Source organism: Shewanella sp. Pdp11, from assembly GCF_002838165.1.
GTDB classification, from domain to species: Bacteria; Pseudomonadota; Gammaproteobacteria; order Enterobacterales; family Shewanellaceae; genus Shewanella; species Shewanella hafniensis.
In genome coordinates this window covers 4333383-4358165 of sequence record NZ_CP015194.1, presented here as the reverse complement: position 1 = coordinate 4358165, position 24783 = coordinate 4333383, and the positions used below count along the sequence as shown (strand labels likewise).

At 46.6% G+C, this 24783-nt stretch carries 23 protein-coding genes; 22 read left to right on the top strand and 1 reads right to left on the bottom strand.

The features are described from left to right. The first annotated feature begins 273 nt into the window (after nucleotides 1-273). The 16 genes from AYJ58_RS19155 to AYJ58_RS19080 all read left to right on the top strand — a co-directional run bounded on the left by AYJ58_RS19155 (nucleotide 274) and on the right by AYJ58_RS19080 (nucleotide 19579). Nucleotides 274-966 (top strand): DsbC family protein, encoded by a 693-nt coding sequence (locus AYJ58_RS19155; RefSeq protein ID WP_031500474.1) that lies wholly within the window; start codon nucleotides 274-276, stop codon nucleotides 964-966. Continuing rightward, nucleotides 966-3365, top strand: coding sequence for a type IV secretion system protein TraC (gene traC, locus AYJ58_RS19150; RefSeq protein ID WP_106651326.1), 2400 nt, complete (start codon nucleotides 966-968; stop codon nucleotides 3363-3365). Before AYJ58_RS19155 ends, traC begins: the two co-directional genes overlap by 1 nt. Further along, nucleotides 3358-3705, top strand: coding sequence for a hypothetical protein (locus AYJ58_RS19145; protein WP_004249366.1), 348 nt, complete (start codon nucleotides 3358-3360; stop codon nucleotides 3703-3705). The genes traC and AYJ58_RS19145 overlap by 8 nt, the downstream gene beginning before the upstream one ends. Next, nucleotides 3689-4201, top strand: a complete 513-nt coding sequence (locus AYJ58_RS19140) for a S26 family signal peptidase (protein WP_198555520.1) — start codon at nucleotides 3689-3691, stop codon at nucleotides 4199-4201. The genes AYJ58_RS19145 and AYJ58_RS19140 overlap by 17 nt, the downstream gene beginning before the upstream one ends. 7 nt (nucleotides 4202-4208) lie before the next feature. Then, nucleotides 4209-5336, top strand: coding sequence for a TrbC family F-type conjugative pilus assembly protein (locus AYJ58_RS19135; RefSeq protein WP_428848592.1), 1128 nt, complete (start codon nucleotides 4209-4211; stop codon nucleotides 5334-5336). Beyond that, nucleotides 5320-5856 (top strand): TraU family protein, encoded by a 537-nt coding sequence (locus AYJ58_RS19130; protein ID WP_443019197.1) that lies wholly within the window; start codon nucleotides 5320-5322, stop codon nucleotides 5854-5856. The genes AYJ58_RS19135 and AYJ58_RS19130 overlap by 17 nt, the downstream gene beginning before the upstream one ends. A gap of 29 nt (nucleotides 5857-5885) precedes the next feature. Continuing rightward, nucleotides 5886-6902, top strand: coding sequence for an IS110 family transposase (locus tag AYJ58_RS19125; protein WP_106649633.1), 1017 nt, complete (start codon nucleotides 5886-5888; stop codon nucleotides 6900-6902). Between the two features lie 237 nt (nucleotides 6903-7139). Further along, a complete protein-coding gene (locus tag AYJ58_RS19120) occupies nucleotides 7140-7721 on the top strand; it encodes a TraU family protein (protein WP_443019196.1) in 582 nt (193 codons plus the stop codon). A 2-nt stretch (nucleotides 7722-7723) separates the two neighbouring features. Then, on the top strand, nucleotides 7724-11416 hold the full coding sequence (gene traN / locus AYJ58_RS19115; protein WP_106651324.1) for a conjugal transfer protein TraN: 3693 nt from the start codon (nucleotides 7724-7726) through the stop codon (nucleotides 11414-11416). Nucleotides 11417-11575: 159 nt separating this feature from the next. Further along, nucleotides 11576-11914, top strand: coding sequence for a hypothetical protein (locus AYJ58_RS19110; RefSeq protein ID WP_001963909.1), 339 nt, complete (start codon nucleotides 11576-11578; stop codon nucleotides 11912-11914). Further along, nucleotides 11872-12414 (top strand): hypothetical protein, encoded by a 543-nt coding sequence (locus AYJ58_RS19105; protein WP_100267449.1) that lies wholly within the window; start codon nucleotides 11872-11874, stop codon nucleotides 12412-12414. The genes AYJ58_RS19110 and AYJ58_RS19105 overlap by 43 nt, the downstream gene beginning before the upstream one ends. 78 nt (nucleotides 12415-12492) lie before the next feature. Further along, on the top strand, nucleotides 12493-13401 hold the full coding sequence (locus AYJ58_RS19100) for a GGDEF domain-containing protein (RefSeq protein WP_106651323.1): 909 nt from the start codon (nucleotides 12493-12495) through the stop codon (nucleotides 13399-13401). 34 nt (nucleotides 13402-13435) lie between these two features. Beyond that, nucleotides 13436-15040: a putative bifunctional diguanylate cyclase/phosphodiesterase gene (locus AYJ58_RS19095; protein ID WP_172782670.1), complete on the top strand. Its 1605-nt coding sequence runs from the start codon at nucleotides 13436-13438 to the stop codon at nucleotides 15038-15040. Nucleotides 15041-15127: 87 nt separating this feature from the next. After that, complete coding sequence (locus tag AYJ58_RS19090; protein ID WP_096070649.1) at nucleotides 15128-17008, top strand: DUF294 nucleotidyltransferase-like domain-containing protein; 1881 nt, start codon at nucleotides 15128-15130, stop codon at nucleotides 17006-17008. Beyond that, nucleotides 17008-17754, top strand: a complete 747-nt coding sequence (locus AYJ58_RS19085) for a 3'-5' exonuclease (protein ID WP_001963920.1) — start codon at nucleotides 17008-17010, stop codon at nucleotides 17752-17754. Before AYJ58_RS19090 ends, AYJ58_RS19085 begins: the two co-directional genes overlap by 1 nt. 190 nt (nucleotides 17755-17944) lie before the next feature. Continuing rightward, a complete protein-coding gene (locus tag AYJ58_RS19080) occupies nucleotides 17945-19579 on the top strand; it encodes a BCCT family transporter (RefSeq protein ID WP_001963921.1) in 1635 nt (544 codons plus the stop codon). Between the two features lie 100 nt (nucleotides 19580-19679). On the opposite strand, the gene AYJ58_RS19075 is transcribed toward AYJ58_RS19080, so the two are convergent. Further along, nucleotides 19680-20282 carry a hypothetical protein gene (locus AYJ58_RS19075; protein WP_106651321.1) on the bottom strand — a complete coding sequence of 201 codons (603 nt, stop codon included), beginning with the start codon at nucleotides 20280-20282 and terminating at the stop codon, nucleotides 19680-19682. A gap of 367 nt (nucleotides 20283-20649) precedes the next feature. On the opposite strand from AYJ58_RS19075, the gene AYJ58_RS19070 reads away from it, so the two are divergent. The 6 genes from AYJ58_RS19070 (at nucleotide 20650) to AYJ58_RS19050 (ending at nucleotide 24782) form a co-directional block, all read left to right on the top strand. Continuing rightward, the gene (locus AYJ58_RS19070; RefSeq protein ID WP_100267452.1) at nucleotides 20650-20976 is read left to right on the top strand and encodes a plasmid-related protein; all 327 of its coding nucleotides are present in this window, start codon (nucleotides 20650-20652) and stop codon (nucleotides 20974-20976) included. Nucleotides 20977-20991: 15 nt separating this feature from the next. Next, entirely contained in the window at nucleotides 20992-21411 is a 420-nt protein-coding gene (locus tag AYJ58_RS19065; protein ID WP_040132793.1) for a single-stranded DNA-binding protein, read from the top strand. A gap of 79 nt (nucleotides 21412-21490) precedes the next feature. Beyond that, nucleotides 21491-22309: a phage recombination protein Bet gene (gene bet / locus AYJ58_RS19060; protein ID WP_000414662.1), complete on the top strand. Its 819-nt coding sequence runs from the start codon at nucleotides 21491-21493 to the stop codon at nucleotides 22307-22309. Between the two features lie 82 nt (nucleotides 22310-22391). Further along, on the top strand, nucleotides 22392-22535 hold the full coding sequence (locus tag AYJ58_RS21980) for a hypothetical protein (RefSeq protein ID WP_000167275.1): 144 nt from the start codon (nucleotides 22392-22394) through the stop codon (nucleotides 22533-22535). A gap of 61 nt (nucleotides 22536-22596) precedes the next feature. Then, the gene (locus tag AYJ58_RS19055; RefSeq protein WP_106651320.1) at nucleotides 22597-23613 is read left to right on the top strand and encodes a YqaJ viral recombinase family nuclease; all 1017 of its coding nucleotides are present in this window, start codon (nucleotides 22597-22599) and stop codon (nucleotides 23611-23613) included. Between the two features lie 209 nt (nucleotides 23614-23822). Further along, the gene (locus AYJ58_RS19050) at nucleotides 23823-24782 is read left to right on the top strand and encodes an AAA family ATPase (RefSeq protein WP_106651319.1); all 960 of its coding nucleotides are present in this window, start codon (nucleotides 23823-23825) and stop codon (nucleotides 24780-24782) included. Nucleotide 24783 lies beyond the last annotated feature (1 nt).

Here is a 24783-nt window from a genome sequence, read left to right as displayed (position 1 = left end):
ACATTGCAAAAATTAACACCTAAGGTATGAAAAAAAGGAATCAGCTAAACCAGATGACTAGAGGGGAAGTCTGTAAGACTGGCAGATTGACTGCTCCCCTCCCTAAAGGACGGGGTTTCTCGCGGGATTTAGATGAAAGCTATACCTTTACAAATAGTGCGTAACAACACGTGGCACCCTAGCAAGGCATCCAATTCTTCAATCTATCTAACCGAGTCCACATAGGACAACTGCATAGACTGGAGCCTCGATTTACATTAACGAGGACTCCTCATGCGAAAACTATCTCCAATTATTCTGGCGCTTGCGCTGTCTCCATTGGTTCAAGCTGAACCTGTGTCTGAAGTGTCGCCCGTTGGCAAAATTGACGGCATGGTTTCTTTACCTGTCACGGGTATGAAAGCGGTCGAAAGCAATGGCCGTATTGTTTTCATGTCAGACAGTGGCCGGTTTGTCATTGATGGCACGCTCTATGATGCCTGGTCCAAAAAGCCGCTTACCAGCCTTGAAGAAATTCGAGAAGCGGGAAACACGCTGGACTTAAGTCGTCTTGGCTTAAAAATGGATGATTTGAACCCACTGACGCTGGGCGAAGGCAAAAAGAAAGTGGTGGTCTTTGTTGATCCACGATGCCCGCACTGCCATGAGCTTTTGAAACAAGCTTTACCGCTAACCAAAGAATACACCTTCCAAATACTTCCTGTGCCAGTGCTTGGTCCTGATTCAGAGCGTCAGGTTCGCCAGCTTGGCTGTGCGCGTGACAAAAAAGCGGCCACCGATGCATTGCTCAATGGTCGAATTAGTAACTTAGAGCAGGATGATGCCTGCAACTTAGAGCCAATGCAGCGTACCTTGGTGACGGCTCAAATCCTGGGCATTCAAGGTGTGCCTTTCATCGTCGCCAATGATGGTCGCATCAGCCGAGGCCGTCCTTATGATCTTTCTGCTTGGTTGGAGGGGCGTTAATGAAAGCCTCTCTGTATTCAGGGCAACGCGCTTCAGAGCTATTGCCAGTATTGGCCTATTCAGACGATGAGCAACTGTTTTTCATGGAAGACCAAAGTGTTGGCTTTGGTTTTCTATGTGACCCATTGCCGGGTGGTGATGAGTCTGTTGCAGACAGGGTTAATGTTCTACTCAACAACGACTGGCCAAAAGACACTTTGCTGCAATTTGGCCTGTACGCCTCGCCTGATATTCAAACCGACCTTCAGCGCATGATGGGCTTACGCCATCGTCAATCCGATCCATTGCTCAGGGCGTCGATACGCAAACGTGCGGACTTCCTCGATGGGGGCACGGTTCGACCGATAGAAGAATCAACCCAAACTCAGGTACGCAACTTTCAACTGATCGTCACCTGCAAATTGCCTTTGGAAAGTCCTATACCGACGGAGCGTGAGTTGAGTCGGGCATCCGCGCTTCGGGCTTCTTTCTCGCAAGCGCTGGCAACGGTTGGTTTTCGTGTTACTGAGATGACCGACCGAAATTGGCTCGCAGCATTAAGTGCTCAGCTTAACTGGGGAAAAGATGCTTCCTGGCGCAATCCATTACCAATCCGCAGTGAGGCAGATAAACCACTTCGAGAGCAAGTGTTGGATTATGACCGAGCTATCAAGGTGGATAGCCAAGGTCTGATGCTGGGCGATTACCGAATTAAAACCTTATCGTTTAAGCGCTTGCCTGAGCGGATCTGGTTTGGTCATGCCGCAAGTTTTGCGGGCGATATGATGACGGGCAGTCGCGGTTTACGCGGAAGCTTTTTGCTGAATGTCAGCATTCACTTTCCCTCAGCTGAGGCGATGCGATCTCGTTTAGAGACGAAGCGTCAATGGGCGGTCAATCAGGCCTACGGCCCGATGCTCAAGTTTGTGCCGGTGCTTGCAGCCAAGAAAAAGGGATTTGATGTTCTTTTTGAAGCCTTGCAAGAAGGTGATCGTCCTATTCGGGCAAATATGACCTTAACGCTGTTTTCACCAACGGAAGATGCGTCCATCAGCTCTGTTTCAAATGCTCGAACCTATTTCAAAGAACTCGGATTTGAGCTGATGGAAGACAAGTACTTCTGTTTGCCTATTTTCCTGAATGCCTTGCCATTTGGTGCTGATCGCCAGGCGATGAACGACTTGTTTCGATTCAAGACTATGGCGACACGGCATGTGATCCCTTTGCTGCCTTTGTTTGCGGATTGGAAAGGTACAGGCACGCCAGTGATTAACTTTGTTTCCCGTAATGGCCAGATCATGAGTGTGTCCCTTTATGACTCGGGCAGTAATTACAACTGTTGCATCGCGGCGCAATCGGGATCGGGTAAGTCATTCCTGGTAAACGAAATCATCTCTTCCTACTTATCTGAAGGCGGGCAATGCTGGGTGATTGATGTTGGCCGCTCTTATGAAAAGCTGTGTGAAGTCTATGACGGTGAGTTCTTACAGTTCGGGCGGGACAGTGGCATTTGCTTAAATCCGTTTGAAATCGTTGAGGACTATGACGAAGAAGCGGATGTGTTGGTTGGGTTATTGGCCGCAATGGCCGCACCAACGCAGTCATTAACCGATTTTCAGATGGCCAACCTAAAGCGTCAGACCCGTGAACTGTGGGAGAAAAAAGGTCGTGCCATGTTGGTTGATGATGTGGCAGCGGCTTTAAAAAATCATGAAGACCGACGTGTGCAGGACGTGGGTGAGCAGCTCTATCCGTTTACGACACAGGGCGAATATGGCCGCTTCTTTAATGGCCACAACAATATTCGCTTCAAAAACCGTTTCACCGTTCTGGAGTTAGAAGAGCTCAAGGGGCGCAAGCACCTGCAACAAGTGGTGTTGCTTCAGCTTATCTACCAAATCCAACAAGAGATGTACTTAGGTGAGCGTGATCGTCGCAAGATTGTGTTCATTGACGAAGCTTGGGATCTGCTGACTCAAGGTGATGTCGGTAAGTTCATCGAAACAGGTTACCGTCGATTTCGAAAATATGGCGGCAGTGCTGTAACGGTAACGCAATCGGTCAACGATTTGTATGACAGCCCTACAGGTAAAGCCATCGCTGAAAACTCAGCCAATATGTACCTGCTTGGCCAAAAAGCTGAAACCATCAACGCGCTCAAAAAAGAAGGCCGCTTGCCACTAGGTGAAGGCGGTTATGAATACCTGAAAACGGTTCATACCGTCACGGGTGTCTATTCCGAAATTTTCTTTATTACCGAAATGGGCACCGGGATTGGCCGCCTCATCGTCGATCCGTTTCACAAGCTGTTGTACTCGTCCCGTGCAGAAGATGTAAACGCGATTAAGCAGTTAACGCGCAAAGGCCTTTCTGTTGCCGATGCCATCTCCCAGTTGTTAAAGGAGCGAGGCTATGAATAAGTCCACGCTTTGGCCATTTATGGCTTCTATTACTTTGTCTATTGCAGGCAGCGGTTTAATGACCAGCTGGCTCTTAATGAAAACACTCGAACCCATCCACAGCCAGTTGGCGTTAAGTACGCCCATTGCAGTCGTGGATTTTGGGGAGGCGGTGTTGTCACTGGGCCCCAATGCAAGCGAACAAGACATCGAATCCAGATTGCTTCAGACCAATCAGCAAATTGAAAAGCTAAAAGCAGCCGGTTTTATCGTGCTGGATGCCCAAGCGGTGGTGGGTGCTGATGATTCTGTATTTGTGCCAGTAGGCTCAAAGGAGGTGTCTCATGCAGATACTCCGTAAAAGAATGCCTTGGCGGCCATATCTCATCCGGTTGACCGCTCTCGCGTTAATCATGGCCTTGGTAGGCACCTATGCCATGATGCGCTACCGAATAGGTATTGATACCCAGCAAGAGCGCTGCTTGCCTGATACCACGGTGTACCTGATTGACCTATGGAATAAAGAGCTCGTTAAGGATGGTTTGTATGCCTTCCTCTCAAAAGGACTCGCTCCGTTATATAACGACGGTACTCGGATGCTTAAACGCCTAACAGGGATGCCTGGGGATGAAGTCAAGGTGACGCCTGAGCATGTGCTGGTGAATGGTGCTGAAGTCTCTACCGGCATGGCATTAGCCCAGCGTCTTGGTGTGGCTGAAACAGAATTTAGCCGCTCATTGACGCTGCAAGAAAACGAGTATTGGTTTTCCGGTGAGGCCGCAACGAGTTTCGACTCCCGTTATTGGAATGCCGTTAAGCGCGAGCAGATTGTCGGTCGCGCTTGGCCGCTTTGGTAGGAGGTGGATGATGAGAAGACTATGCCTCTTATTTTTGTTGGTTGCTCCATTGGCTTGGGTGCAAGTGTCCTGGGCACAAGAGCCTTATCCGTTGTCTGACGAGGACAAAAAGATCGTCGAAATGAGCCGCAGCATTTTACAAAGTGCTGTGGATGGTTCATCTGAATTTATAGAGCCTTTTGCACCGGTTGAACAACCTGCGTCGCTCAAACACAACGATGAATGGTTGATATTTGCGTCGTCCTCACTGGGGGATTCCTCACTAAAGCAGCTATTTAAAGAGGCCAGTGCTACCGGCGCTATTGTGTTGTTTCGGGGAATTCCTGAAGGAAAGACCTTGGGGGCGGCTATCCGTGATTGGCTTACCCTGATGACGGGGCTTGATCCTGTTCCTCAGGTTCGAATCGATCCGAAAGCCTTTGTGCACTGGCGGGTGACTAGCGTGCCTGCCATTTTCCGCATAGAAGATGACAAGGTGACTGCAAGTGCACTAGGGGTTTACAGCAAGGACTGGTTGCAGCGTCAAATTGAAACAGGCAATACCGGTTCATTGGGTCAACGCGGTCCTATTCATTCCATTTTAGAACCGGATTTGATGCAAGTAGCGATGCAGCGTTTACAGTCGATTGACCTGGGCGCATTAAAGAAAAAAGCCATTGAGCGTTTCTGGTCTCGCCAAACATTTACTGAGTTACCCAAAGCCACGCAGTATCGGATAAGAATGGTTGATCCAACCATCGTCATGCAGCGGCCACTATTGGATGCCAATGGCCGAACATTGATCCCAGCAGGAACGCGTATTAACCCGCTAAAAGCCTTGCCGTTTACTCAGCAGCTTGTGGTGTTTAATGCGTCGAACGCTGAAGAAGTGGACGCAGTTGCGCATTGGCTTGAGACGCAAGATAGGACACTGCGCCGCATTACGCTTATCACCACGCAGCTCGACCGTACTCAAGGTTGGAATCGCCTCAATGCGATAGAAAAGACATTGGACAGTCCGGTTTACCTTCTCAATGCCTCGCTAAAGCAGCGCTTTGATCTGCAAGTCACCCCATCGTTTGTTCAAGCAAAGGGGCTCGCGTTTGAAATAGAAGAAATTCCAGCAAAGGAGCTTGTTCATGAAAAAGCTCAATAATTCGTATCGTCTGTTGCGGACTCTCGTTGTCATGTTTGTCCTTGGCGTATCTATTCCTGCAAAAGCCGAATTGACCTGCCCAGACGCGGGGTTATTGTCCGGCAAGTTGCTGACGGATGTTTGCTGGTCATGCATTTTTCCTATCCGGGTTGCCGGTCTTCCTCTTGGCTCTGGCAATGTCCCAAGCGGCGCATCAAACAAGTCATTTTGCTTATGTGAAGACAACTTAGGTGTGCCAAGGCCAGGTATTGTTACCAGCATGTGGGAGCCAGCGCGTTTGATTGAACTGGTCAGAACGCCGGGTTGTTCGCCTTCCCTGGGAGGGATTCGTTTACCGTTAGGTGATAGACGACTGCAAGGTGGTCATGGCGAGGGTGAATACGATACCGGTGATCTTGCTTTCTACCATTACCATTATTACGCCTTTCCGCTTTTGGTCATGCTCGATTTGTTCATGGATAATGGAATGGACCCATCCACTTTTAATCGGCCTCGCAATGGGCCACGATGTAGTCGCTAAAACTCATCAGAAAGAGGACGGGTCCACCTATGAAGATTACTACAATCGGTTTAGATATCGCAAAGTCTGTTTTTCATGCTGTTGGCGTCGATAAAGCGGGTAAGTTAATCAAAAAGAAAATGCTTAGACGCAAGGACTTACTTCCCTTTCTTGCTCAAATTGAGCCGTGTCTGATTGTGATGGAAGCCTGTGGTGGGGCAAATTATTGGGCCAGAGAATTTGAGCTGTTGGGCCACAGCGTCAAGTTAATTGCTCCTCAATTTGTAGTACCTTTTCGGCAAGGTAATAAAAATGACTACAACGATGCGCTAGCCATTGCCGAGGCTGCGCAGCGGCCCAACATGCGGTTTGTAAAACCCAAAAGCGTCGAGCAGCAAGATGTGCAACTGCTCCACCGTATGCGGGAACGATTAACTAAACAATCAACCGCCTTAATCAATCAAGTCAGAGGGATGCTAGCAGAATACGGCATTGTGATGACCAAAAGTAAATCGGCTTTTAAAGTACAGTTCCCAGATATTTTAGCGGATGAAGCCAATACACTGACCACTAAAGGTCGGGCCATTTTTTATCAGTTATATGAAGAATTTAGTGATATAGAAAAACGGCTTAAGAGTTGTGATGCACAAGTGCTCACAGAAACTAAAAACAATGTGATTTGCCAGCGTTTAGAGACTATCCCTGGCATTGGTCCAGTCACCGCTACCGCCTTTTATGCCGCCGCAGGTGATGGTAAAGATTTCAGTAATGGCAGACACTTTTCAGCTTGGTGTGGCTTGGTTCCCAAACAACACAGCAGTGGAGGTAAAGATAACCTTCTTGGAATAAGCAAGCGGGGAAATGCGTATTTACGCACCCTGTTCATCCACGGCGCCAGAGCGGTGTTGCAACACAGCCAGAATAAGCAAGATAAGTTTAGTTGCTGGGCAATCCAGTTAGCAGAGCGCCGAGGTTTTAACCGAGCCTGTGTAGCCGTCGCCAATAAACTCGCGAGAATGGCATGGGTTATCGCGGCGCATGACGAAGAATATCGACTTCCAGTATAGTGCTGAATAGATTCAATAAACGTTAATAATTAACCAACCAGCAAGTTGCTAAGACACTTGAATTGATGATGAGACAGTCAGACTGATCTACTAAAAACCTTAGCTCGCCATAGGCTCATAATGAAGCCGCAAGGATGATAAGGACAGTAGAAGCAGATATCCATCAGGGCCAGAGGCATACCTCAATAACAGGCCGAATATATGGGTGCAATGAACTCTTCTCAAAATTGATATCGAATGTCTTGCAAACCGGATGGGTCCATATATGGCAATTGCAATGCCGATGGTTACATGGACTTTGACTTGATGTATTTGTCGGAATTGGACCCAACATGGCTGAACGATGAACTGGCCTTTTTTACTCAGCCTGAAGCGGCTGCCGTTGCCAATCCATTGGCTATATCTGCTTGTACCGCTGACGCTGCTTCATCAACGCTTGGTAAACCCATCGACCAGTTGTTTTGGTGTGCTGGCAGTTGGGGCCATCTCTACCCGTTATCTGGCCACACCTTAGCCTTTGGCTCATTAGCAGAAAACACCAGCCATTTAGCGGCGCGTGCAATCGCGGCTCAACACAGGCGTGGTCTTGCAAGGCGAACAATGGGGAACAGTGCGCTATGCCGACCTGTTATCGAACCCATGCTGCCGAAATCCCAATACAAGATGAGTATGTTCTTTCCTGTACCAGAAACTGAAAGTGCGCATGTCATCGGTGAAAGCACCATGAAATGGGGAGAGTGGCGAACAATCCCAGGTGCCGGTGAAGATGCGCTCTACATTTTGTGGCGCTGGCAAGACTGCTGTAACTCGGGAGGTTAACTATGAAACCAACATTTTTTACCCGAGTGTTAGCGGGTATTTTATCTATCACTATGGCGTGCTTGCCCTTACATGGTGTGGCCGCTGATGTACAGCGCCAATCCGGTCTAAGCGGACAACAGGAAGGTAAGCAATTGCTGCAAAACTGGACGATGCCCGCACTCAATGGCAATACATTGTCGGTGCCGAATGGCAGTGGTAATGAGTCCATTAACTTGCAAGAGCTTTTCCCTGGTATGGATCAGGGCTCATTGGATGTCTTAACGGGCGTTTATGGCTCTGATACCAGCATGAATCAATTGGGGACGCAGCGCCAAGAGAGCATGGCATCCGAAAGTGGCGCTACGGGTGAGGCGTTTCGTTCGCTACAACAAATTAAAGACAGGTCGCGGCCAGATATGGTCAATGATCCGCTTTGGGCATTAACCGATGCGGTTCAAACTGACCCAAATCTATTAACACAAAGCTTCCCAGGCTGTGAGTCTCAAGGTGAAGGTAGCCCAAGTTACCAGCAATGCGACAGGCTCAATACAGCGGTTAACAGCTGCACGATTACTCATGATTACACGGCAGGCATTATTGAGCATGTTTCAGGACCAATGAACCTTCGCTCTTGTGGTGAGGGATGTCTTGAAGTTTGGATTGGACGAATTGGCGACAACTACTGGAGTGGCCGTTGTAAAGTGTTTGAACAGGCCATCACACTCAAAGTCGTGAACCCCGATGCGATTACCTCAGCCGTTCTTGAATACGCCAAATGGGATGACTACATGCAAGTGTGGCTTGGCGATCAGAAAGTCTGGTCTGGACCGAACAATAACTTTCCACCAGAAACGGCTGGCCGCTGCGAGCTCAGTACCAGTTGGGAGCGCAATCCTAATACTGACTTAACTGCTAAGCTAAAAGCGGTAGAACCAGGTTTAGAAGTGCCGGTAAAAATTCGCGTATCGGTTACGGGTAGTGGTGAGGGCTATGCACGCATCAAGGTGCGCTTTGATCCAACCAAGGTGGTGATGAATGATAGTTGGTCACCACAATCCTGTATCGAACAAGCAGCGGATATCCCGGCTAAGTTTTCAGACTACAGCATTCAATGCACGGATCAGCCGTCTTCAACCAACGGATGTACGGTGGTCAATGGTGTTTCAGTTTGTGAATCCTACTTTGCCCCAAGCCCAGTGGCTGGCATATCGCCTTTGTGTCGGCGTGTACAAGTCAGTGTGGATGATGAAAGCTATAAGGGGATTGAAAATCAGGCCTGCCAAGTGCTTGAAGCGAATCCTTCCTGTGGATTCATGTCGTCAGAATGTGCCGAAACCAATGATAAAGGCGAATGCATTCGTTTTACCGATACCTATGACTGTGGATTGCAAACCAGCGATCCAAAGTGTGTGGTATCCAACCTTATGCCAAGTAGTTTTGAGGCCTGTGAGCCTACTCAGACGATTACGCCATTCACTGAAACCAAGCATGTACCGGATTACCAGGTGTGCGAAAAGATCAGCACGCTTACTCAGTGTCAGTTAGAGCGACGTGTATCCGCTGAAACCCATCAACAAAGTTGGTCCATCAAACGCGGTTGCTTTAGCTCTGAAACGCTCAGTTTTGTTCCACAGCACAGCAGTACTATGCAAACTGGAAACGCGACGCTGAGGATTTTTGATAATCAAAATACTGAGATAAAAATCACCGAGTCGCCATCCAAGGCAAATGGTTGGAAAACGACACTCTCACTGACGGGCAATAAGGAAACAGTGACTGAGACGAAACCGTCGATTAAATACCCTGAAATGACGTGTCCAAAAGGAACCTTGGTTGGCTCATTGTGCAAGGTCGTTAATGGGTCGATTATTTCGTGGCATGAACCGCAGGAAGTCACGCGTTCCAGATGTGAGTCCGGCTGGAACAAAGTCGATTTCGATACTTGCAGCCGAGAAGTTCAGAAGTGTTTGGCTCCTGCGAAACTGAGTGCTTCCTTGACCTTCTCTGGCAAATACTTAGAGCAAGACGTTGTTCATCAATCAAGTGATCCGGGCATAGACCAATGCTTGATGCAAACGGATCAGTTTACTGCGGTGCAGTGGCAGTGTTTGGATACGGGCACAAAACGAATCGAAGGGTTAACGGTTGGTAGTGGCGAGTTGGCGAATCTTGGAAGTCTTTATCCGGCGGTTGTTTCGTCTCCTGCTCATTTAACCAGTCGCGGCAGTTCTGATGGACTAGGGCTCTCATGCTGGAGGGCAAGAGCGACCTACAATGCTTCGACTGCTCATCCAGAGTTTAACATGGGCAGCTCAGACAGCTGGGTAGATGCCAATGGTAATACACAAACCATCGTCAATAACGGACAAAACACGACCACCAATACGTGTTCCGCGCTAGAGCAAAACCCAGCCTGCCAGTACGTCAGAACCGAATGCACTGAAGGCGGGGCTGGTCATGAAGGCTTCTGCTATATCCAAAGTTTGGTGTATGACTGTGGACAAAGCGTTGAAGTGCAAAATGCACGAATGGAAACTCAATACAACTGTGAGGGGCCAGTTCGCTGCATGGGCACAGATTGTTTAGAGCCAGAGTCAATCAAGCAGGCTAACTTTGCAGAAGCTGCTGCGATGCTTAATGCGGCGCAGTTTATGGCCAATGATATGTCATGCACGGGAGCTGATGGCCAAGATAACGTCGAGTGTACGGTCTTTAAAGGTAATGCTGGCCAGTGCAAAAAAGCCGTTGGTGGCATAGTGGATTGCTGTGAAAAGCCAAGTGGCGTGTCGTTATCGGATTACATCACGATGATAGTGGCGGTTAACAAGCTTGATACGGCAGTCATGGCCATGAATCCGTCGTCAGCTATCTATGGTTCGTGGAATACGCTTAGGGAGCCAATCACGAGTACCTGGAGTGCGGTTAAAGAGCCTTTTGTGTCTGCATGGGACTCTCTCATGGGGGCTGGACCATCAACGGCTGCTGGCGCGGGAGCGGAGCAAGCTGCGACTGGCTTCATGCAGGTGTTGACCAACAAAACGGCTGAATGGGTAGGTACGACTTTTGGTTCGGGGGCGCAATCGGCACTGTTTAGTAACGTTGGTGGCGCTGTTGGAGCCGATGGGGTTGTTTCGGGTGGTAACTTCGCGCTGGGTGGTGCTGCTGGCGCGGTTCTAAGTACGGTTATGACGGCCTACATGATTTATTCAGTCACCATGATCCTCATTCAGCTTATCTGGAAATGTGAGCAGAGCGAGTTTGAAATGAACGCCAAGCGGGTATTGAAGAGTTGCCACTATGTAGGTTCTTACTGCAAGTCTAAGTTCTTAGGTGCATGTGTTGAGAAACGGCAATCATATTGCTGCTTTACTTCGCCACTTTCACGGATCATTCAAGAACAAGTGCGTCCTCAATTGGGCCTTGGCTGGGGCAGTGCCAAGTCACCAAACTGTGAAGGTTTGACCGCGAGTCAGTTAAACCAGGTCGATTGGAGCCAAGTCAATCTCGATGAATGGATTGGAATCTTATCGATAACAGGCAACCTACCAGAAATACCGTCACTGGATCTGGAACGACTCACTGGCTCAGGAAGTACGCTAAACGTAGATGGAAATCGTCAGAGTGCCGCAGACAGAGCCATTGAACGGCTAAACGGAATGGATGCTCAGAAACTTCGCAAGGAGGCGACGGAAGAGGTAACAAGGAAAAATTGATACTCATATCTAAAAATTGTTAACTCTTATAGAAAGTAAGGTATTTGTTTACTATGATTATCAACAACGGTTTCTTCTTGGTATCAAAAAGGATAAATAATTTGTTTGTTTCAAGGGGGGGATTCTAATATACGATTTTAGTACATTACCAAAGAGCTTGTGGCTACGCTTAAGCAATACAGCTCAAGTCAACGTGAGCAAGCAATCAAAGACGCAGAAGTGGCGCTTGAAAAGCTGAATGGACGTATCGATGACCTAGAAAGTCGTGTTGACAGGAACTGGGACAGCATGTCTGAAGCAGCTCGTGAGCAAGCCAGAGTAAACCTAAAAATGCTACGTAAGCAACGAAATGAACTTGCTGAGTGGTATGGAAGCTTTAAAAACAGTTCTGAGAGTGCATGGGAACAGATGAAATCTGGCTTTTCTGATGCATACCTGAGTTTGATCGCAATACAATGCAACTGGGTGATCTGCCACTGTTTATTGCAGGTGATGTGAATGCTGACCTCAGTCTGCTGCATGAAGCAGCCGATGAAGGTTATATTGCAGGCGTTAATGCCGTATCGGACAGTCTTACCTGTTTTAAGCGGCGCACGCCGCTGGCGATTGTTTTTTCTGAGCCGGGTATAGCCGCTGTTGGCCTGCGTTTTAACCAACTGGCAGCATCCTGTTTAGTAGGTTGTGTGGATTTTAGCAAACAAGGCCGTGCGCTTACCGCGCAGATAAATCAGGGTGTGATGCGCATCTATGCTGATTGCGATAATTATCGCATTCTAGGGGCTGAAATGTGCGCGCCGGCAGCAGAGCACCTTGCTCACTTACTGGCATTAGCTATTTACCGGGAGCTTACAGTACATGACATGTTGGCTATGTCGTTCTACCATCCTGTTTTGGAAGAAGGGCTGAGGACTGCGCTTCGCGATATCTCGGTTCAATCAGCAGTTAGTCAAGCAGATTTAAGTCACTGTAGTGCCTTTGGTTCTGCTGCGCTTGATTAAGCCTGGTAACTATGTTGGTCAATTGAATTCGCGGTAAAGCGATTAACGATTACTTTTGATTAAAAGTGAGGATGACGAATGCCCGAAAAAGCGCTATTCCGAGAAGAAGACGTAGATAAGTTGCAAAACTTTCATTATGCTTACAAAAAGACAGTAGCGAAATATCATGCTTGCAGGCTTGATTTTTTTTATAAGTTATTTTGTTTTTCTCATAGTACCGGCGATGTTTCGACAACTGATATAAAGAATTTACTCAGTGCATTAGAGATAATTTCGACATTGAAATCCAATGCTGTCGATGAAGTGAGTACTCATAGCTTATTTATAGAAATTGAGAAGCAGCAGAAGAAACTTGTTGAGCAAGGTGAGATGGTCATTGAAATACTTAAAGCAGATCGCATTCAGACGGATTCAATACACAAATTAATTGTCATCATGAAACAATTTGATGTTTTGTTAAATCGTTTGGATCTAGGTTTAACGGCATCCTTAACTGATGTAGATGAGTTAACCGGTTTATTAAATCGAGCCGCTTTTGAGCGTACTGTAAAAAAACTGCAAGCTCAATCTTCACGAAGTGGAGAAATGTTGAGTCTTGCTATAATTGATGCTGATCACTTTAAAGAAGTAAATGATACTTATGGCCATAACTTTGGCGATTATGTACTAGAAGAATTAGCGGATTGTTTTGAAAAACATATTCGCCCTCTTGATAGTGTTTATCGTTATGGTGGCGAAGAGTTTTTGGTTTTATTACCCAACACTGATACAGAGCAAGCTGAGCGTGTTATGAACAGATTACGTGAGGAGGTAGCAAAGCTACCTCTAAGCAACGATGGTATTTCTGTTGCGCAAACTGTATCGATAGGGATTGCCAGCTTGGAATGTGATGAAGATCCTGACGAAGCGATTGAAAGGGCTGATGAGGCCTTATATAAGGCAAAAGACACCGGTCGGAACAAAGTCATATTATGGCAGGATAAATAGCATGGCATTTACGGATTATATTAGGGTGCCAAACATGAAAATTTTACAAAATTATCGCCGTCAACTGGTTCTGCTGTCGCTGCTATGTTTAGCCTTTACAGCGCTTTATTTGTGGCTTAATGGTTACCCGTCGAATAATAGTACCTTGATAACTCTGCTGTTAGTACCTCTGGTTATCGGTAGCTTACTATATGGTCTAATCGGGATGATAATCAGCAGTGTATTGGTTTTTTTAGTTTTCTATGGGCTATCTTATGGGCAGGATGTCACAGTAAGCTACTGGTTTCGCTTTATAATATTTATTGCTATTAGTGGATTCGTTGCCTTTTTTGTGCAAGTGCAAGCACATTATGAGCGCCGTATAAATTACCTGTTAAACCATGATCCTGGCACCAAATTACCAAGTAGGCTTGCCCTTTGGCAGGCGATAGATAATCAGCTCAATGCTAAAAACATGGCGCAGAGTCCAAACGGGCTTGCTGTGATAGCAATTGATAACTTACATGATATATCAATTACATTTGATCATGATGTAGCCGATGAATTGCTGGTCACTATGTGGCAACGCATTGTAGATGTTTTTTATCCTGGCGCAAAAGCCTATCATTATCATCGTGAGCGGTTAGCGGTGTTATTTCACAACCCTGAATCTAATACTGACGTTTTACAGCGCAAATTAGCAAGTGTTTTGGCTGAATCGGTTAAATATAATGGCATTCCTATTCACTTTTCAGCTCATGTGGGCTATGTGCCAATCGACTCCAATCTTCGTGGTAAGCGAACAATTATTAATGAAGCAGAGTCCGCTTTGCTTTATGCCATTGAGAATGACAGACAGCTAGTTGAGTTTAGTGCAGAGATGCGCTGTGAAAAGCGAACGGCATTAGCTATTTTGGGGAGTGTGCGAACGGCAATGGCATCGGGTGAGTTAACCTTACATTACCAGCCAAAAATCGATCTTAAAAACAATAAAGTAGTGGGATTTGAAGCCCTCGCTCGTTGGCGTGATACTAAGCTTGGTGTTTTATCTCCAGCGGAATTTATCCCGCTGATTGAAAATACAGAAATAATTCATGATTTCACCTATTGGGCCATCGACTTTGCATTAAAAACATTAAAGAAATGGTCTTCTGATAAGCCTGATTGCTTTATTGCTGTCAATGTTTCCAGTCATAACTTATCCGATGATGGCTTTGCTGACAAAGTAAAATCACTCCTTAAAAAATATACACTAGCCTCATCAGTATTAGAGTTAGAAATCACAGAATCTGAAATTATGAAAAATCCAGAAAAAGCGATAAAGGTTCTGCAAGAGTTAGCTGATATTCCTGTGGTGATATCTATTGATGATTTTGGTACTGGCTATTCCTCATTGGCCTATCTCAATCGTCTTCCCGCAACGGCTCTAAAAATTGACCGCGCTTTTATCAGCCAGCTAGACAATGACAAAAATGTAAAAGCTATTGTAACGGCTGCAATTGATTTAGGGCATGCACTTGGCATGAAAGTGATAGCTGAAGGGGTTGAAACCGAAAACCAGAGGAAAATACTTCAAGAATTGGATTGTGATATTGGGCAAGGTTATTTATTTTCAGCCGCCATGCCAGAAAGTGAGGCGCTGTGTTGGAAAGTGCTGTGAGTTTGGCTTTGTTACGCAAAACAATAATTCACTACAGTTTACATTTATAGCATGTATTGACGGGCTGTTTAACCCAAGGGATATTTAATGCAATCTGAACAGTTAGAAGTGTTAAAATTCATTAGCCAGTATCCACCTTTCGATGATCTACCCGAAGAGCAGTTAAAAAAGATCGCTCTAAATGCAGAGGTTGCATACTTTCGGCAAGGCACAGAAATACTCAATTTTGGAGACATGATCCGCGACTTATATATGGTGAGAAGCGGCGCTGTGGAGATCTACCGACGTAAAGGCGAACTCTATAACAGGATTGACGCTGGTGGACTGTTTGGACAGATGGGGTTGTTAATGAACAACCGTGTGCGTATGCCTGCCAAAGCGATAGAAGACACCTTGGTTTACTGTATTCCGGAGGATATTTTCAACGAGCTTTGTGATGAGTTTGAAAACTTTGCTGACTATATGGAACTGGAAGACAGCGCGCGTTTGCGAAGCGCAATATCCAGCCGCTCAGAAAGAAATGACTTTACCACTGCCAAGGCACGTAAGATCTTAGCGAGAGATCCGGTAACGTTGGAGGCGACGGCATCGATTCAAGAAGCCGCGATACTGATGGCGGAGGAAAATGTCACCTCTTTGCTTATTGTTCGCCCAGCAGAAGAACTCACAGAAGAAGATGATGAACAACTACTTGGAATATTGACTGATCGCGATCTATGCATTCGCGTATTAGCTCAGGGTATTGATACCAATATCCCAGTGAGTGAGGTCATGAGTTATGACGTGGTGTCTCTGGATTACAACGCTTATGTCTTTGAAGCCATGTTAACCATGTTGCGCTACAACGTGCACCATCTCCCAATTTTAAAAGATAAAAAGCCGATAGGAATTATTGGCATGACGGATATTGTCCGTTATGAATCTCAAAACAGCTTGCTGCTCGTTAGCTCTATCTTCCAACAAACCAGCGTTGAAGATCTCAAACAAGTTTCTGAACAAGTGAAAGACTGCTTTGTACGAATGGTGAATGAAGATGCCAACGCTCATATGATTGGTCGAGCCATGTCGGTCATTGGTAGTAGCTTTAAACAGCGTTTGGCTGAATTAGCAGAGCAAGAGCTTGGCCCTGCGCCAATTCCGTATTGTTTGGTCGCGATGGGATCGATGGCCAGGGATGAACAGTTAATTGTAACGGACCAAGACAACGCCCTTATTCTCGACAACAGTTATGATGTTGAGATGCACGGGGAGTACTTTGAAAAGTTTGCCAAATTTGTTTGTGATGGTTTAGCAGCATGCGGCTATGCTTACTGTACTGGAGATATTATGGCTACCAACCCAGAATGGCGAAAAACTCGTGCAGAATGGGAAGAATGCTTTGGAAACTGGATAGACAATCCAACCCCTGAGAGGTTGTTAAATAGTAATATCTTTTTTGATCTCCTCGGTGTTCATGGGCGAGTGAAATGGGCGGAGCAATTAAGCAGCTTTATTGCGAGAAGAGCGAAAAGAAATAACCGCTTCCTTGCATGTATGGCTTACAACGCGATACGTCGTACACCGCCATTGGGCTTCTTCAAAGATTTTGTTATGGAAAAAGATGGTCGTCACCGCAATTCTATTAACTTGAAAAGAAGAGGTACTGCGCCATTGGCAGATTTGATTCGAGTACATTCATTGGCAATTGGTTCCCGTTCGCAAAACTCGTTCGACCGTTTAGACGATATCAATGATGCGGGCATCTTACCTAAAGGGCGAGGAATGGACTTGAGGGATGCAATGGAATTGATCTACATGGTTCGAATTCGTCATCAAGCACTCGATATCGAAAATGGAGATGAACCAGATAATAACATTGAGCCAGAGAACATGTCAGAGTTTGAGCGCCGAAACTTAAAAGCTGCTTTCCAAATCCTTAGTGATGCACAGAGCTTCATCAAGTTCCGATACCAGAGAAGTAGCAAATAATGTGGTTCTCAAAAAAGGCAGCAAAAGATCAGCCGTTGTTGGATACGTCTCGGACGCCAGAGTGGTCAACGTTATTCAAACAGCTCGCGAAAGAAGTAAGAGACGAGAGGCTCAAACGTTATTACTCGACACCGATGGTTAATGGGGAAACACCAATTGAGGAAGTGCCGTTTGTCTCGGTAGATTTTGAAACGACAGGTTTGAATGCGGAAGAGGATGCAATTCTCACGATTGGACTTGTGCCGTTTACTATTGATCGTGTTCAATGTAGTGGCTCTGCGCATTGGGTTGTTAATCCTAATCGTGAGTTAAACGAAGAGTCAGTCGTGATTCATGGCATCACTGATTCTGAAGTCAAAAACGCGCCCCAATTAACCCACATTTTAGGGGAAATATTGGATGCGCTGTCAGGCAAAGTTGTGCTTGTTCATTATAAAAATATCGAAAGGCTGTTTTTTAATAACGCGTTGCTAAATAGTATTGGGGAGGGGATACAGTTTCCCGTTGTCGATACGCTAGACATTGAACATGCGATACAGCGCCGTGAATGCAGTGGCCTATTCAATAAGTTAAAAGGTAAGAAGCCAGGCTCTGTCAGGCTGGGACATGCTCGTGAAAGGTATCGCCTTCCTGCTTATCAACCTCATCATGCTTTGACCGATGCGCTGGCAACTGCTGAACTGTTTCAAGCACAGTTGCAACATCATTTTAATCGAAACATGCCAATCTCTTCGATTTGGCAATAAGCGTTGTTTATGATGAAGGCAATAAAATGCAATGAAAGGTAGGGGCTTTGCGATTATGATGGCGGACTGAGTAACCGCTTATAAGAACTATGTTTTTTGAACATGTGTTTGGTAGTGATGGGAGGTTTCATCACTCAGACTCCGAAGAAAGTAATTTAAATTTGGTCACGTATTTTTAAGGAGATTATCCGTGAGCACCGATAATAACGGTGGCATTCAACGCCCCGATGGAAAGGTAAACGCGATAGACACTGACTATCAAATTGGTCAGGATAACGTCGCGTTAAAAGTAGGCCCGTTTGGCCTTGATATTCATAACCGTGTTTTTGCAATTTCTGGTTTAGCAATCATCCTGTTTGTTGTAGTAACACTATTATTTCGAGAACAGGTAGAGCCGTTTTTCGCAGATCTAAGAGCGGGTTTGTTACACCATTTGGATTGGTTCTTTCTTGCATCTGGCAATATTTTTGTCATTGTCTGTGTTGGGTTGATTTTTACACCGCTAGGTCGCGTGCGAATCGGTGGTACTGAAGCGACGCCAGATTATTCCTATGCGGGTTGGCTGGCAATGCTCTTTGCAGCAGGTATGGGTATCGGTCTGGTGTTCTTTGGTGTATCAGAACCTATGTCTCATTTTAGTTCTGCTATTGGTGGCGTGAACGTTGAGAACGGTGTTCGTACTGACTGGGCCCCTCTAGGTGGTGCAGAAGGCGATGCAAGTGCCGCATCTGCACTAGGCATGGCGGCGACGATTTACCACTGGGCGCTTCATCCGTGGTCAATCTATGCTCTATTGGCTCTTGGTTTGGCGATTTTCTCGTTTAACAAAGGCTTACCACTTACCATGCGATCCATTTTTTACCCACTGTTTGGTGAGCGTGTATGGGGTTGGACTGGTCACATTATCGACATTCTTGCCGTTGTAGCGACAGTTTTTGGTCTGGCAACGTCTCTAGGTTACGGTGCGTCTCAAGCCGCAACGGGTTTGAACTTCCTGTTTGATGTTCCAATGACGAATACTACGCAGGTACTATTGATTATTGGCATCACCGCACTTGCTTTAATCTCAGTTGTTGCGGGACTAGACAAAGGTGTGAAAATCTTATCTGAGATCAACATGGGGCTCGCTGCGCTTTTACTGCTTTTCGTTATTATTGTCGGCCCGACGATCGCGATTTTAACTGGCTTCTTCGAAAATATAGTGTCATATGTGGCTAATATTCCTGCCCTATCAATGCCATTTGGACGAGAAGACGTAAACTATTCTCAAGGTTGGACAGCATTCTACTGGGCGTGGTGGATTTCTTGGTCACCATTTGTCGGTATGTTCATTGCGCGTGTATCTCGTGGTCGTTCAGTTCGTGAGTTCATTATTTGCGTTACCCTTATCCCTTCCTCTGTTTGTGTGTTATGGATGACCGCTTTTGGTGGTAACGCTATAAGCCAATACGTGAGCGATGGTTATGAAGCTGTGTTCAAGGCAGAATTACCATTAAAACTATTTGCCATGTTAGATGTGATGCCGCTAGCTGAAATTACATCTTTTGTCGGCATTATTTTGGTGGTGGTATTCTTCATTACCTCTTCCGACTCTGGTTCACTGGTTATTGATACTATTGCCGCGGGCGGTAAGGTCGATGCGCCAACGCCTCAACGCGTATTCTGGTGTACGTTTGAAGGCTTAGTTGCGATTGCGTTAATGCTTGGTGGTGGTTTAGCAGCAGCTCAAGCAATGGCCGTGACCACAGGCCTACCTTTTACCATTGTTCTGCTTGTTGCAACTGTTTCCTTAGTAAAAGGCTTGATAGATGAACCGAGGCTATAAGCGCAGCAACTAAGAGAATTTATAGCTTATAAAATTCTTCGACAAAAAAAGTGCTAAAACCTACTGTATAATTAAAGCCCCTTCATTAGGGGCTATTTTCCTAGTTGGCGGGGTTATCTGTTTCCTCTTCAGTGATATCGTCATCGGTTGAAGGCACCGCTTGCTCAACTTCTGCTTCTTTACCCTTAGCTTGGGCTGATTTTCGTGCTCGAATTTCGATATCAATAATGCGTCGTGCAAGTTTGATAATTCGCTGTTGCCATGCGTAGTTGCCATCAACACGTTGTTTGTTGCTAAGCACGCTAGACAACCAGAGTGTGTCCATTGAGATCATCAACGCATCGAGTTTGCGAACTAAGCCGACAAACTGGCCAACCTGAGGCGAGCTGATTTTGGCGTTGAAGGTAATCGGGTCGGTGTAGTCAGGTACTTCATCGATGCCGTTGGACTCCATCAGTTTGTCCAAACGAGCTTGTTCGTTGTCTACCGCTTTAGCGCAATCCTCGATCAACTGGCTAATGATCTGTTCCACTTCATCAATTTCGTTCTCATCGCCAATGATGCGCAGGATGACATCGATTCCGTAAAGCGCACTGACCGTCCGTCTAAAAACACGGTCAACGACACGTTGCGCCTGTAAGCTATTAATTGTGAATGATTGTTCAAAGATGGGTTTTGAGTAATTGGTTTTTGCTTGGGCCATAAGTTTGCTCCTGATATGACAATAATCAGTCCCTAGCCTAATCCTCTGTGAGGTAATGGCCTTTCAGCTAGGTGGAAGAATTGAGCATCTTTCTAACTATCCTGTCTGGATAAGACGGTTACACTGACTATCAAATATTGCTGATCTGTTTCAGTGATATCTACGCCTGAGAGCATGAGCTCAAAGGAAGCCCGCCGCTGAGTATTATCAGTGGTAATAAGAGGTAGCTAGCCTCCTTAAACAAATAGCCTGCATGTTTTTACATGCTCAACCATGCGTTCCTTACGGTTCGCCTTTTCACCACCCAACTGGGGGAGTTTTCCCCAGTTGGGGGTGACTCCTTCAAAACCAACATAAGGAGTCACCAATGGAATATATCTTCGGATTTATTATCCAAATCGCAGGCATTATGTTGCTTGCAAAACTGAGCTGGTCGCTTTTGCGATTGCTTGCTGGTCAATGCTTGCGCCCGTTTCGATTTGTACTTACTCAAATCAAGCGATTGCTCACACCAACACCAAAACGTCGTCCAATGGCGGTGCCTAAAGCTCCTGGTATGCCCCGTTTGACACCTGCGTTTTACAAAGAGCCACATCCGTACGACATGGCTTTACTCGAAATACCAACCTATCTGCGTCGTCAGTCTTCTTTGCCCAGCCGGGCAGAAGCGACTGTGTGCACAGAGTTCAACTAAGACAAGGAGAACATCATGAAAAACCAAGTAACACTCATAGGCTACGTTGGCTCTGAGCCAGAGACGCGAGCCTATCCATCAGGTGATTTAGTGACCAGTATTTCACTGGCCACTTCTGAAAAATGGCGCGACCGTCAATCCAATGAGCTCAAAGAGCATACAGAATGGCATCGGGTCGTTTTTCGAGATCGTGGTGGATTTAAGTTAGGGCTAAGGGCAAAAGATTTGATCCAAAAAGGAGCGAAGCTTTTTGTTCAAGGGCCTCAGCGCACGCGCTCATGGGAGAAAGATGGGATTAAGCATCGATTGACCGAAGTGGACGCGGACGAGTTTCTGCTTCTTGATAGTGTGAACAAAGCATCCGAGCCATCACCGGCAGATGATGCGGGCTCCCAAGGTAATTGGGCACAAACATATCCTGAACCAGATTTTTAACCGAGCGAAAACGCTTTAACCCAGCCGGGAGTACTTTCCCGTCAGGGTCAGACTCCCACTTTGATTGTCGGAGTCCACAATGGAAAAACCAAAGCTAATCCAACGCTTTGCTGAGCGCTTTAGTGTCGATCCAAACAAACTGTTCGATACCCTAAAAGCAACAGCATTCAAGCAACGTGACGGTAGTGCACCGACCAATGAGCAGATGATGGCGCTCTTGGTGGTTGCAGATCAGTACGGCTTGAACCCTTTCACCAAAGAGATTTTTGCGTTCCCTGATAAACAAGCTGGAATTATTCCAGTGGTAGGTGTCGATGGATGGTCTCGCATCATCAATCAACACGACCAGTTTGATGGCATGGAGTTTAAGACTTCAGAAAACAAAGTCTCCCTGGATGGTGCGAAAGAATGCCCGGAATGGATGGAATGCATCATCTACCGGCGCGACCGTTCGCACCCAGTCAAAATCACTGAGTATCTGGATGAAGTCTATCGACCGCCTTTTGAAGGTAACGGCAAAAATGGCCCTTACCGTGTAGATGGTCCATGGCAGACGCACACTAAGCGAATGCTAAGACATAAATCCATGATCCAGTGTTCCCGCATTGCGTTTGGCTTTGTGGGAATTTTCGATCAAGACGAAGCGGAGCGAATTATCGAAGGCCAAGCAACACACGTTGTTGAGCCATCAGTGATTCCACCCGAGCAAGTTGATGATCGAACCCGAGGGCTTGTTTACAAGCTTATCGAGCGGGCGGAAGCTTCAAACGCTTGGAATAGTGCATTGGAATATGCCAATGAACATTTTCAGGGTGTTGAACTGACGTTTGCGAAACAAGAAATATTTAATGCACAACAACAAGCAGCCAAAGCGCTCACACAGCCTTTAGCTTCTTAGCGCCACGCATTCATTTTACTAACCCTGGCGGGATTATTCTCCCGTCAGGGGGAAGGTCTCGTCTTTTTTTTGGAGATCTTCCATGACTAAATCAGCCTCACTTTTTCGCTTGGTATTGGTTGTTGCCCTTGTCGTAGGTTCGATTCAAGCCGGTAAAGCGGCAATTGATTCGGTTCAAGCAAGTGTTGTTCAGCACCAAACAGCGTTAGCACAAGCTGCAAAGTAACCACTTAACCCTGAAGGGGAGTTCTCTCCTTCGGGGGAGTCTCCCCCTCAAAGGAGACAATATGAAGGTTATCGACCTATCACAACGTACTCCTGCATGGCACCAGTGGCGCATTGCAGGGGTTACGGCATCTGAAGCCCCAATTATTATGGGGCGTTCACCCTACAAAACACCTTGGCGATTATGGGCAGAAAAAACTGGATTCGTATTACCGGAAGACCTGTCGAATAATCCAAATGTGCTTCGCGGTATACGGTTGGAGCCTCAAGCAAGGCGAGCATTTGAGAATGCGCATAATGACTTTCTTCTGCCATTGTGTGCAGAAGCCGATCATAACGCAATCTTTCGAGCCAGCTTTGATGGCATCAACGATGCGGGCGAACCCGTTGAACTGAAATGTCCTTGCCGGTCAGTTTTTGAGGATGTGCAAGCTCACCGAGAACAAAGCGAGGCGTACCAGTTGTATTGGGTGCAAGTACAGCATCAAATACTGGTCGCCAATAGCACGCGAGGTTGGTTGGTTTTCTATTTTGAGGATCAACTGATTGAGTTTGAAATACAACGAGACGCGGCGTTCTTAACTGAATTGCAAGAAACGGCGCTTCAGTTTTGGGAGTTAGTTCAAACTAAAAAAGAACCGTCAAAATGCCCTGAGCAAGATTGTTTTGTTCCCAAGGGTGAAGCCCAATACCGCTGGACATCGCTGTCCCGCCAGTATTGCTCAGCACATGCCGAAGTGGTTCGACTGGAAAATCACATTAAATCTTTGAAAGAGGAAATGCGAGACGCTCAGTCAAAATTGGTCGCCATGATGGGTAACTACGCTCATGCCGACTATGCTGGGGTCAAACTCAGCCGCTACATGATGGCGGGTACGGTGGACTATAAGCAATTGGCCACCGATAAATTAGGCGAGCTGGACGAACAAGTTTTAGCTGCTTACCGAAAAGCGCCACAAGAGCGGTTGCGTATCAGCACCAATAAGCCAGAGCAGCCCGTTGAAACACCAATCAAAATCAGCCTTGAGCAAGAGAACCTGGTTCTGCCAGGTGACTCGCCGAGCTCATTTTACTTTTAACGTTCACTTGGAGCCGATTTCGGCTCCTTTCTCATGCACTTACATCGAGTGCATCAGAAAGCAGTTTCACTCGTAGCCAATGCTGGGTACGAATGATAGAGCGAGCTGAACTCTTACATACACAGCCATACCACAATCAACACACCACCCGACGGGGACTTCAGTCCCTGTTGGGGCATGGGGCCTCGTCAAAACAGATGAGGTTTACCATGACTGAACAATCCCCATTTTTGGTTCAAGTGAATCAAGCGTTTAATGTCTCGGCTCCTGATGCTTTCGTTCTGGAAGGATTTAGTGCCGACACTACCCATCCAAACATTCCCGTTCGCAAGGACGAGTATGTTTTTAGAAAAGAAGACTTACGTGACGTATTGGCGTTCTTGTCTAACCCCGACGGTGACGGTTTGTATATTACAGGCCCCACTGGATGCGGGAAGACCTCGCTAATTTGCCAAGTTGCTTCTCGATTGAATTGGCCTGTTCAGCAAATTACTGCGCACGGTCGATTGGAATTGTCCGATCTTATCGGTCACCACACACTGGTTAATGGCAACATGACCTTTGTGTATGGACCGCTGGCACTGGCTGTAAAGCATGGCCATTTGCTGATCATTAATGAAATGGATCTTGCTGAGCCTGCTGAACTGGCTGGACTCAATGACATTTTGGAAGGTGCCCCTTTGGTCATCGCACAAAATGGCGGAGAGATCATCATGCCACACAACAAGTTTCGTTTTATCGCTACCGGCAACAGTGCGGGCAGCGGTGACCAGACGGGCTTGTATCAAGGTGTGCTTCAACAGAATTTGGCTTTTCTTGATCGCTTTAGAATCATCGAAGCGACCTATGCAGAGCCTTCTGTAGAGGAAGCCATTCTGGAGAACGTTGCGCCGGGCTTGCCAGAAGTCTTTCGCCAAAAAATGGTGAAAGTGGCTGGTGACATTCGCCGTCTATTTATTGGGGGCGCGGATGGCGGCGCTGAGCTTAGTATCACCATGTCCACTCGGACCTTGGTGCGCTGGGCAAAGTTAACACTTGCTTTTAAAGGCGCTCCTAACGCAGTGGAGTATGCACTGGTTCGGTCTTTGACGGCTCGTGCTGAGTTGGAGCAACGTGAAGCCATTCACCGTATTGCCGCTGATGTCTTCGGTGACCACTGGGAGGATTGAT

Bases quoted from the DNA above. Each gene is read 5' to 3' on its own strand.
- AYJ58_RS19155 (WP_031500474.1), top strand. From the start codon at position 274: ATGCGAAAACTATCTCCAATTATTCTGGCGCTTGCGCTGTCTCCATTG.
- traC (WP_106651326.1), top strand. From the start codon at position 966: ATGAAAGCCTCTCTGTATTCAGGGCAACGCGCTTCAGAGCTATTGCCA.
- AYJ58_RS19145 (WP_004249366.1), top strand. From the start codon at position 3,358: ATGAATAAGTCCACGCTTTGGCCATTTATGGCTTCTATTACTTTGTCT.
- AYJ58_RS19140 (WP_198555520.1), top strand. From the start codon at position 3,689: ATGCAGATACTCCGTAAAAGAATGCCTTGGCGGCCATATCTCATCCGG.
- AYJ58_RS19135 (WP_428848592.1), top strand. From the start codon at position 4,209: ATGATGAGAAGACTATGCCTCTTATTTTTGTTGGTTGCTCCATTGGCT.
- AYJ58_RS19130 (WP_443019197.1), top strand. From the start codon at position 5,320: ATGAAAAAGCTCAATAATTCGTATCGTCTGTTGCGGACTCTCGTTGTC.
- AYJ58_RS19125 (WP_106649633.1), top strand. From the start codon at position 5,886: ATGAAGATTACTACAATCGGTTTAGATATCGCAAAGTCTGTTTTTCAT.
- AYJ58_RS19120 (WP_443019196.1), top strand. From the start codon at position 7,140: ATGTCTTGCAAACCGGATGGGTCCATATATGGCAATTGCAATGCCGAT.
- traN (WP_106651324.1), top strand. From the start codon at position 7,724: ATGAAACCAACATTTTTTACCCGAGTGTTAGCGGGTATTTTATCTATC.
- AYJ58_RS19105 (WP_100267449.1), top strand. From the start codon at position 11,872: ATGCAACTGGGTGATCTGCCACTGTTTATTGCAGGTGATGTGAATGCT.
- AYJ58_RS19100 (WP_106651323.1), top strand. From the start codon at position 12,493: ATGCCCGAAAAAGCGCTATTCCGAGAAGAAGACGTAGATAAGTTGCAA.
- AYJ58_RS19095 (WP_172782670.1), top strand. From the start codon at position 13,436: ATGAAAATTTTACAAAATTATCGCCGTCAACTGGTTCTGCTGTCGCTG.
- AYJ58_RS19090 (WP_096070649.1), top strand. From the start codon at position 15,128: ATGCAATCTGAACAGTTAGAAGTGTTAAAATTCATTAGCCAGTATCCA.
- AYJ58_RS19085 (WP_001963920.1), top strand. From the start codon at position 17,008: ATGTGGTTCTCAAAAAAGGCAGCAAAAGATCAGCCGTTGTTGGATACG.
- AYJ58_RS19075 (WP_106651321.1), bottom strand. From the start codon at position 20,282: ATGGCCCAAGCAAAAACCAATTACTCAAAACCCATCTTTGAACAATCA.
- AYJ58_RS19070 (WP_100267452.1), top strand. From the start codon at position 20,650: ATGGAATATATCTTCGGATTTATTATCCAAATCGCAGGCATTATGTTG.
- AYJ58_RS19065 (WP_040132793.1), top strand. From the start codon at position 20,992: ATGAAAAACCAAGTAACACTCATAGGCTACGTTGGCTCTGAGCCAGAG.
- bet (WP_000414662.1), top strand. From the start codon at position 21,491: ATGGAAAAACCAAAGCTAATCCAACGCTTTGCTGAGCGCTTTAGTGTC.
- AYJ58_RS21980 (WP_000167275.1), top strand. From the start codon at position 22,392: ATGACTAAATCAGCCTCACTTTTTCGCTTGGTATTGGTTGTTGCCCTT.
- AYJ58_RS19055 (WP_106651320.1), top strand. From the start codon at position 22,597: ATGAAGGTTATCGACCTATCACAACGTACTCCTGCATGGCACCAGTGG.
- AYJ58_RS19050 (WP_106651319.1), top strand. From the start codon at position 23,823: ATGACTGAACAATCCCCATTTTTGGTTCAAGTGAATCAAGCGTTTAAT.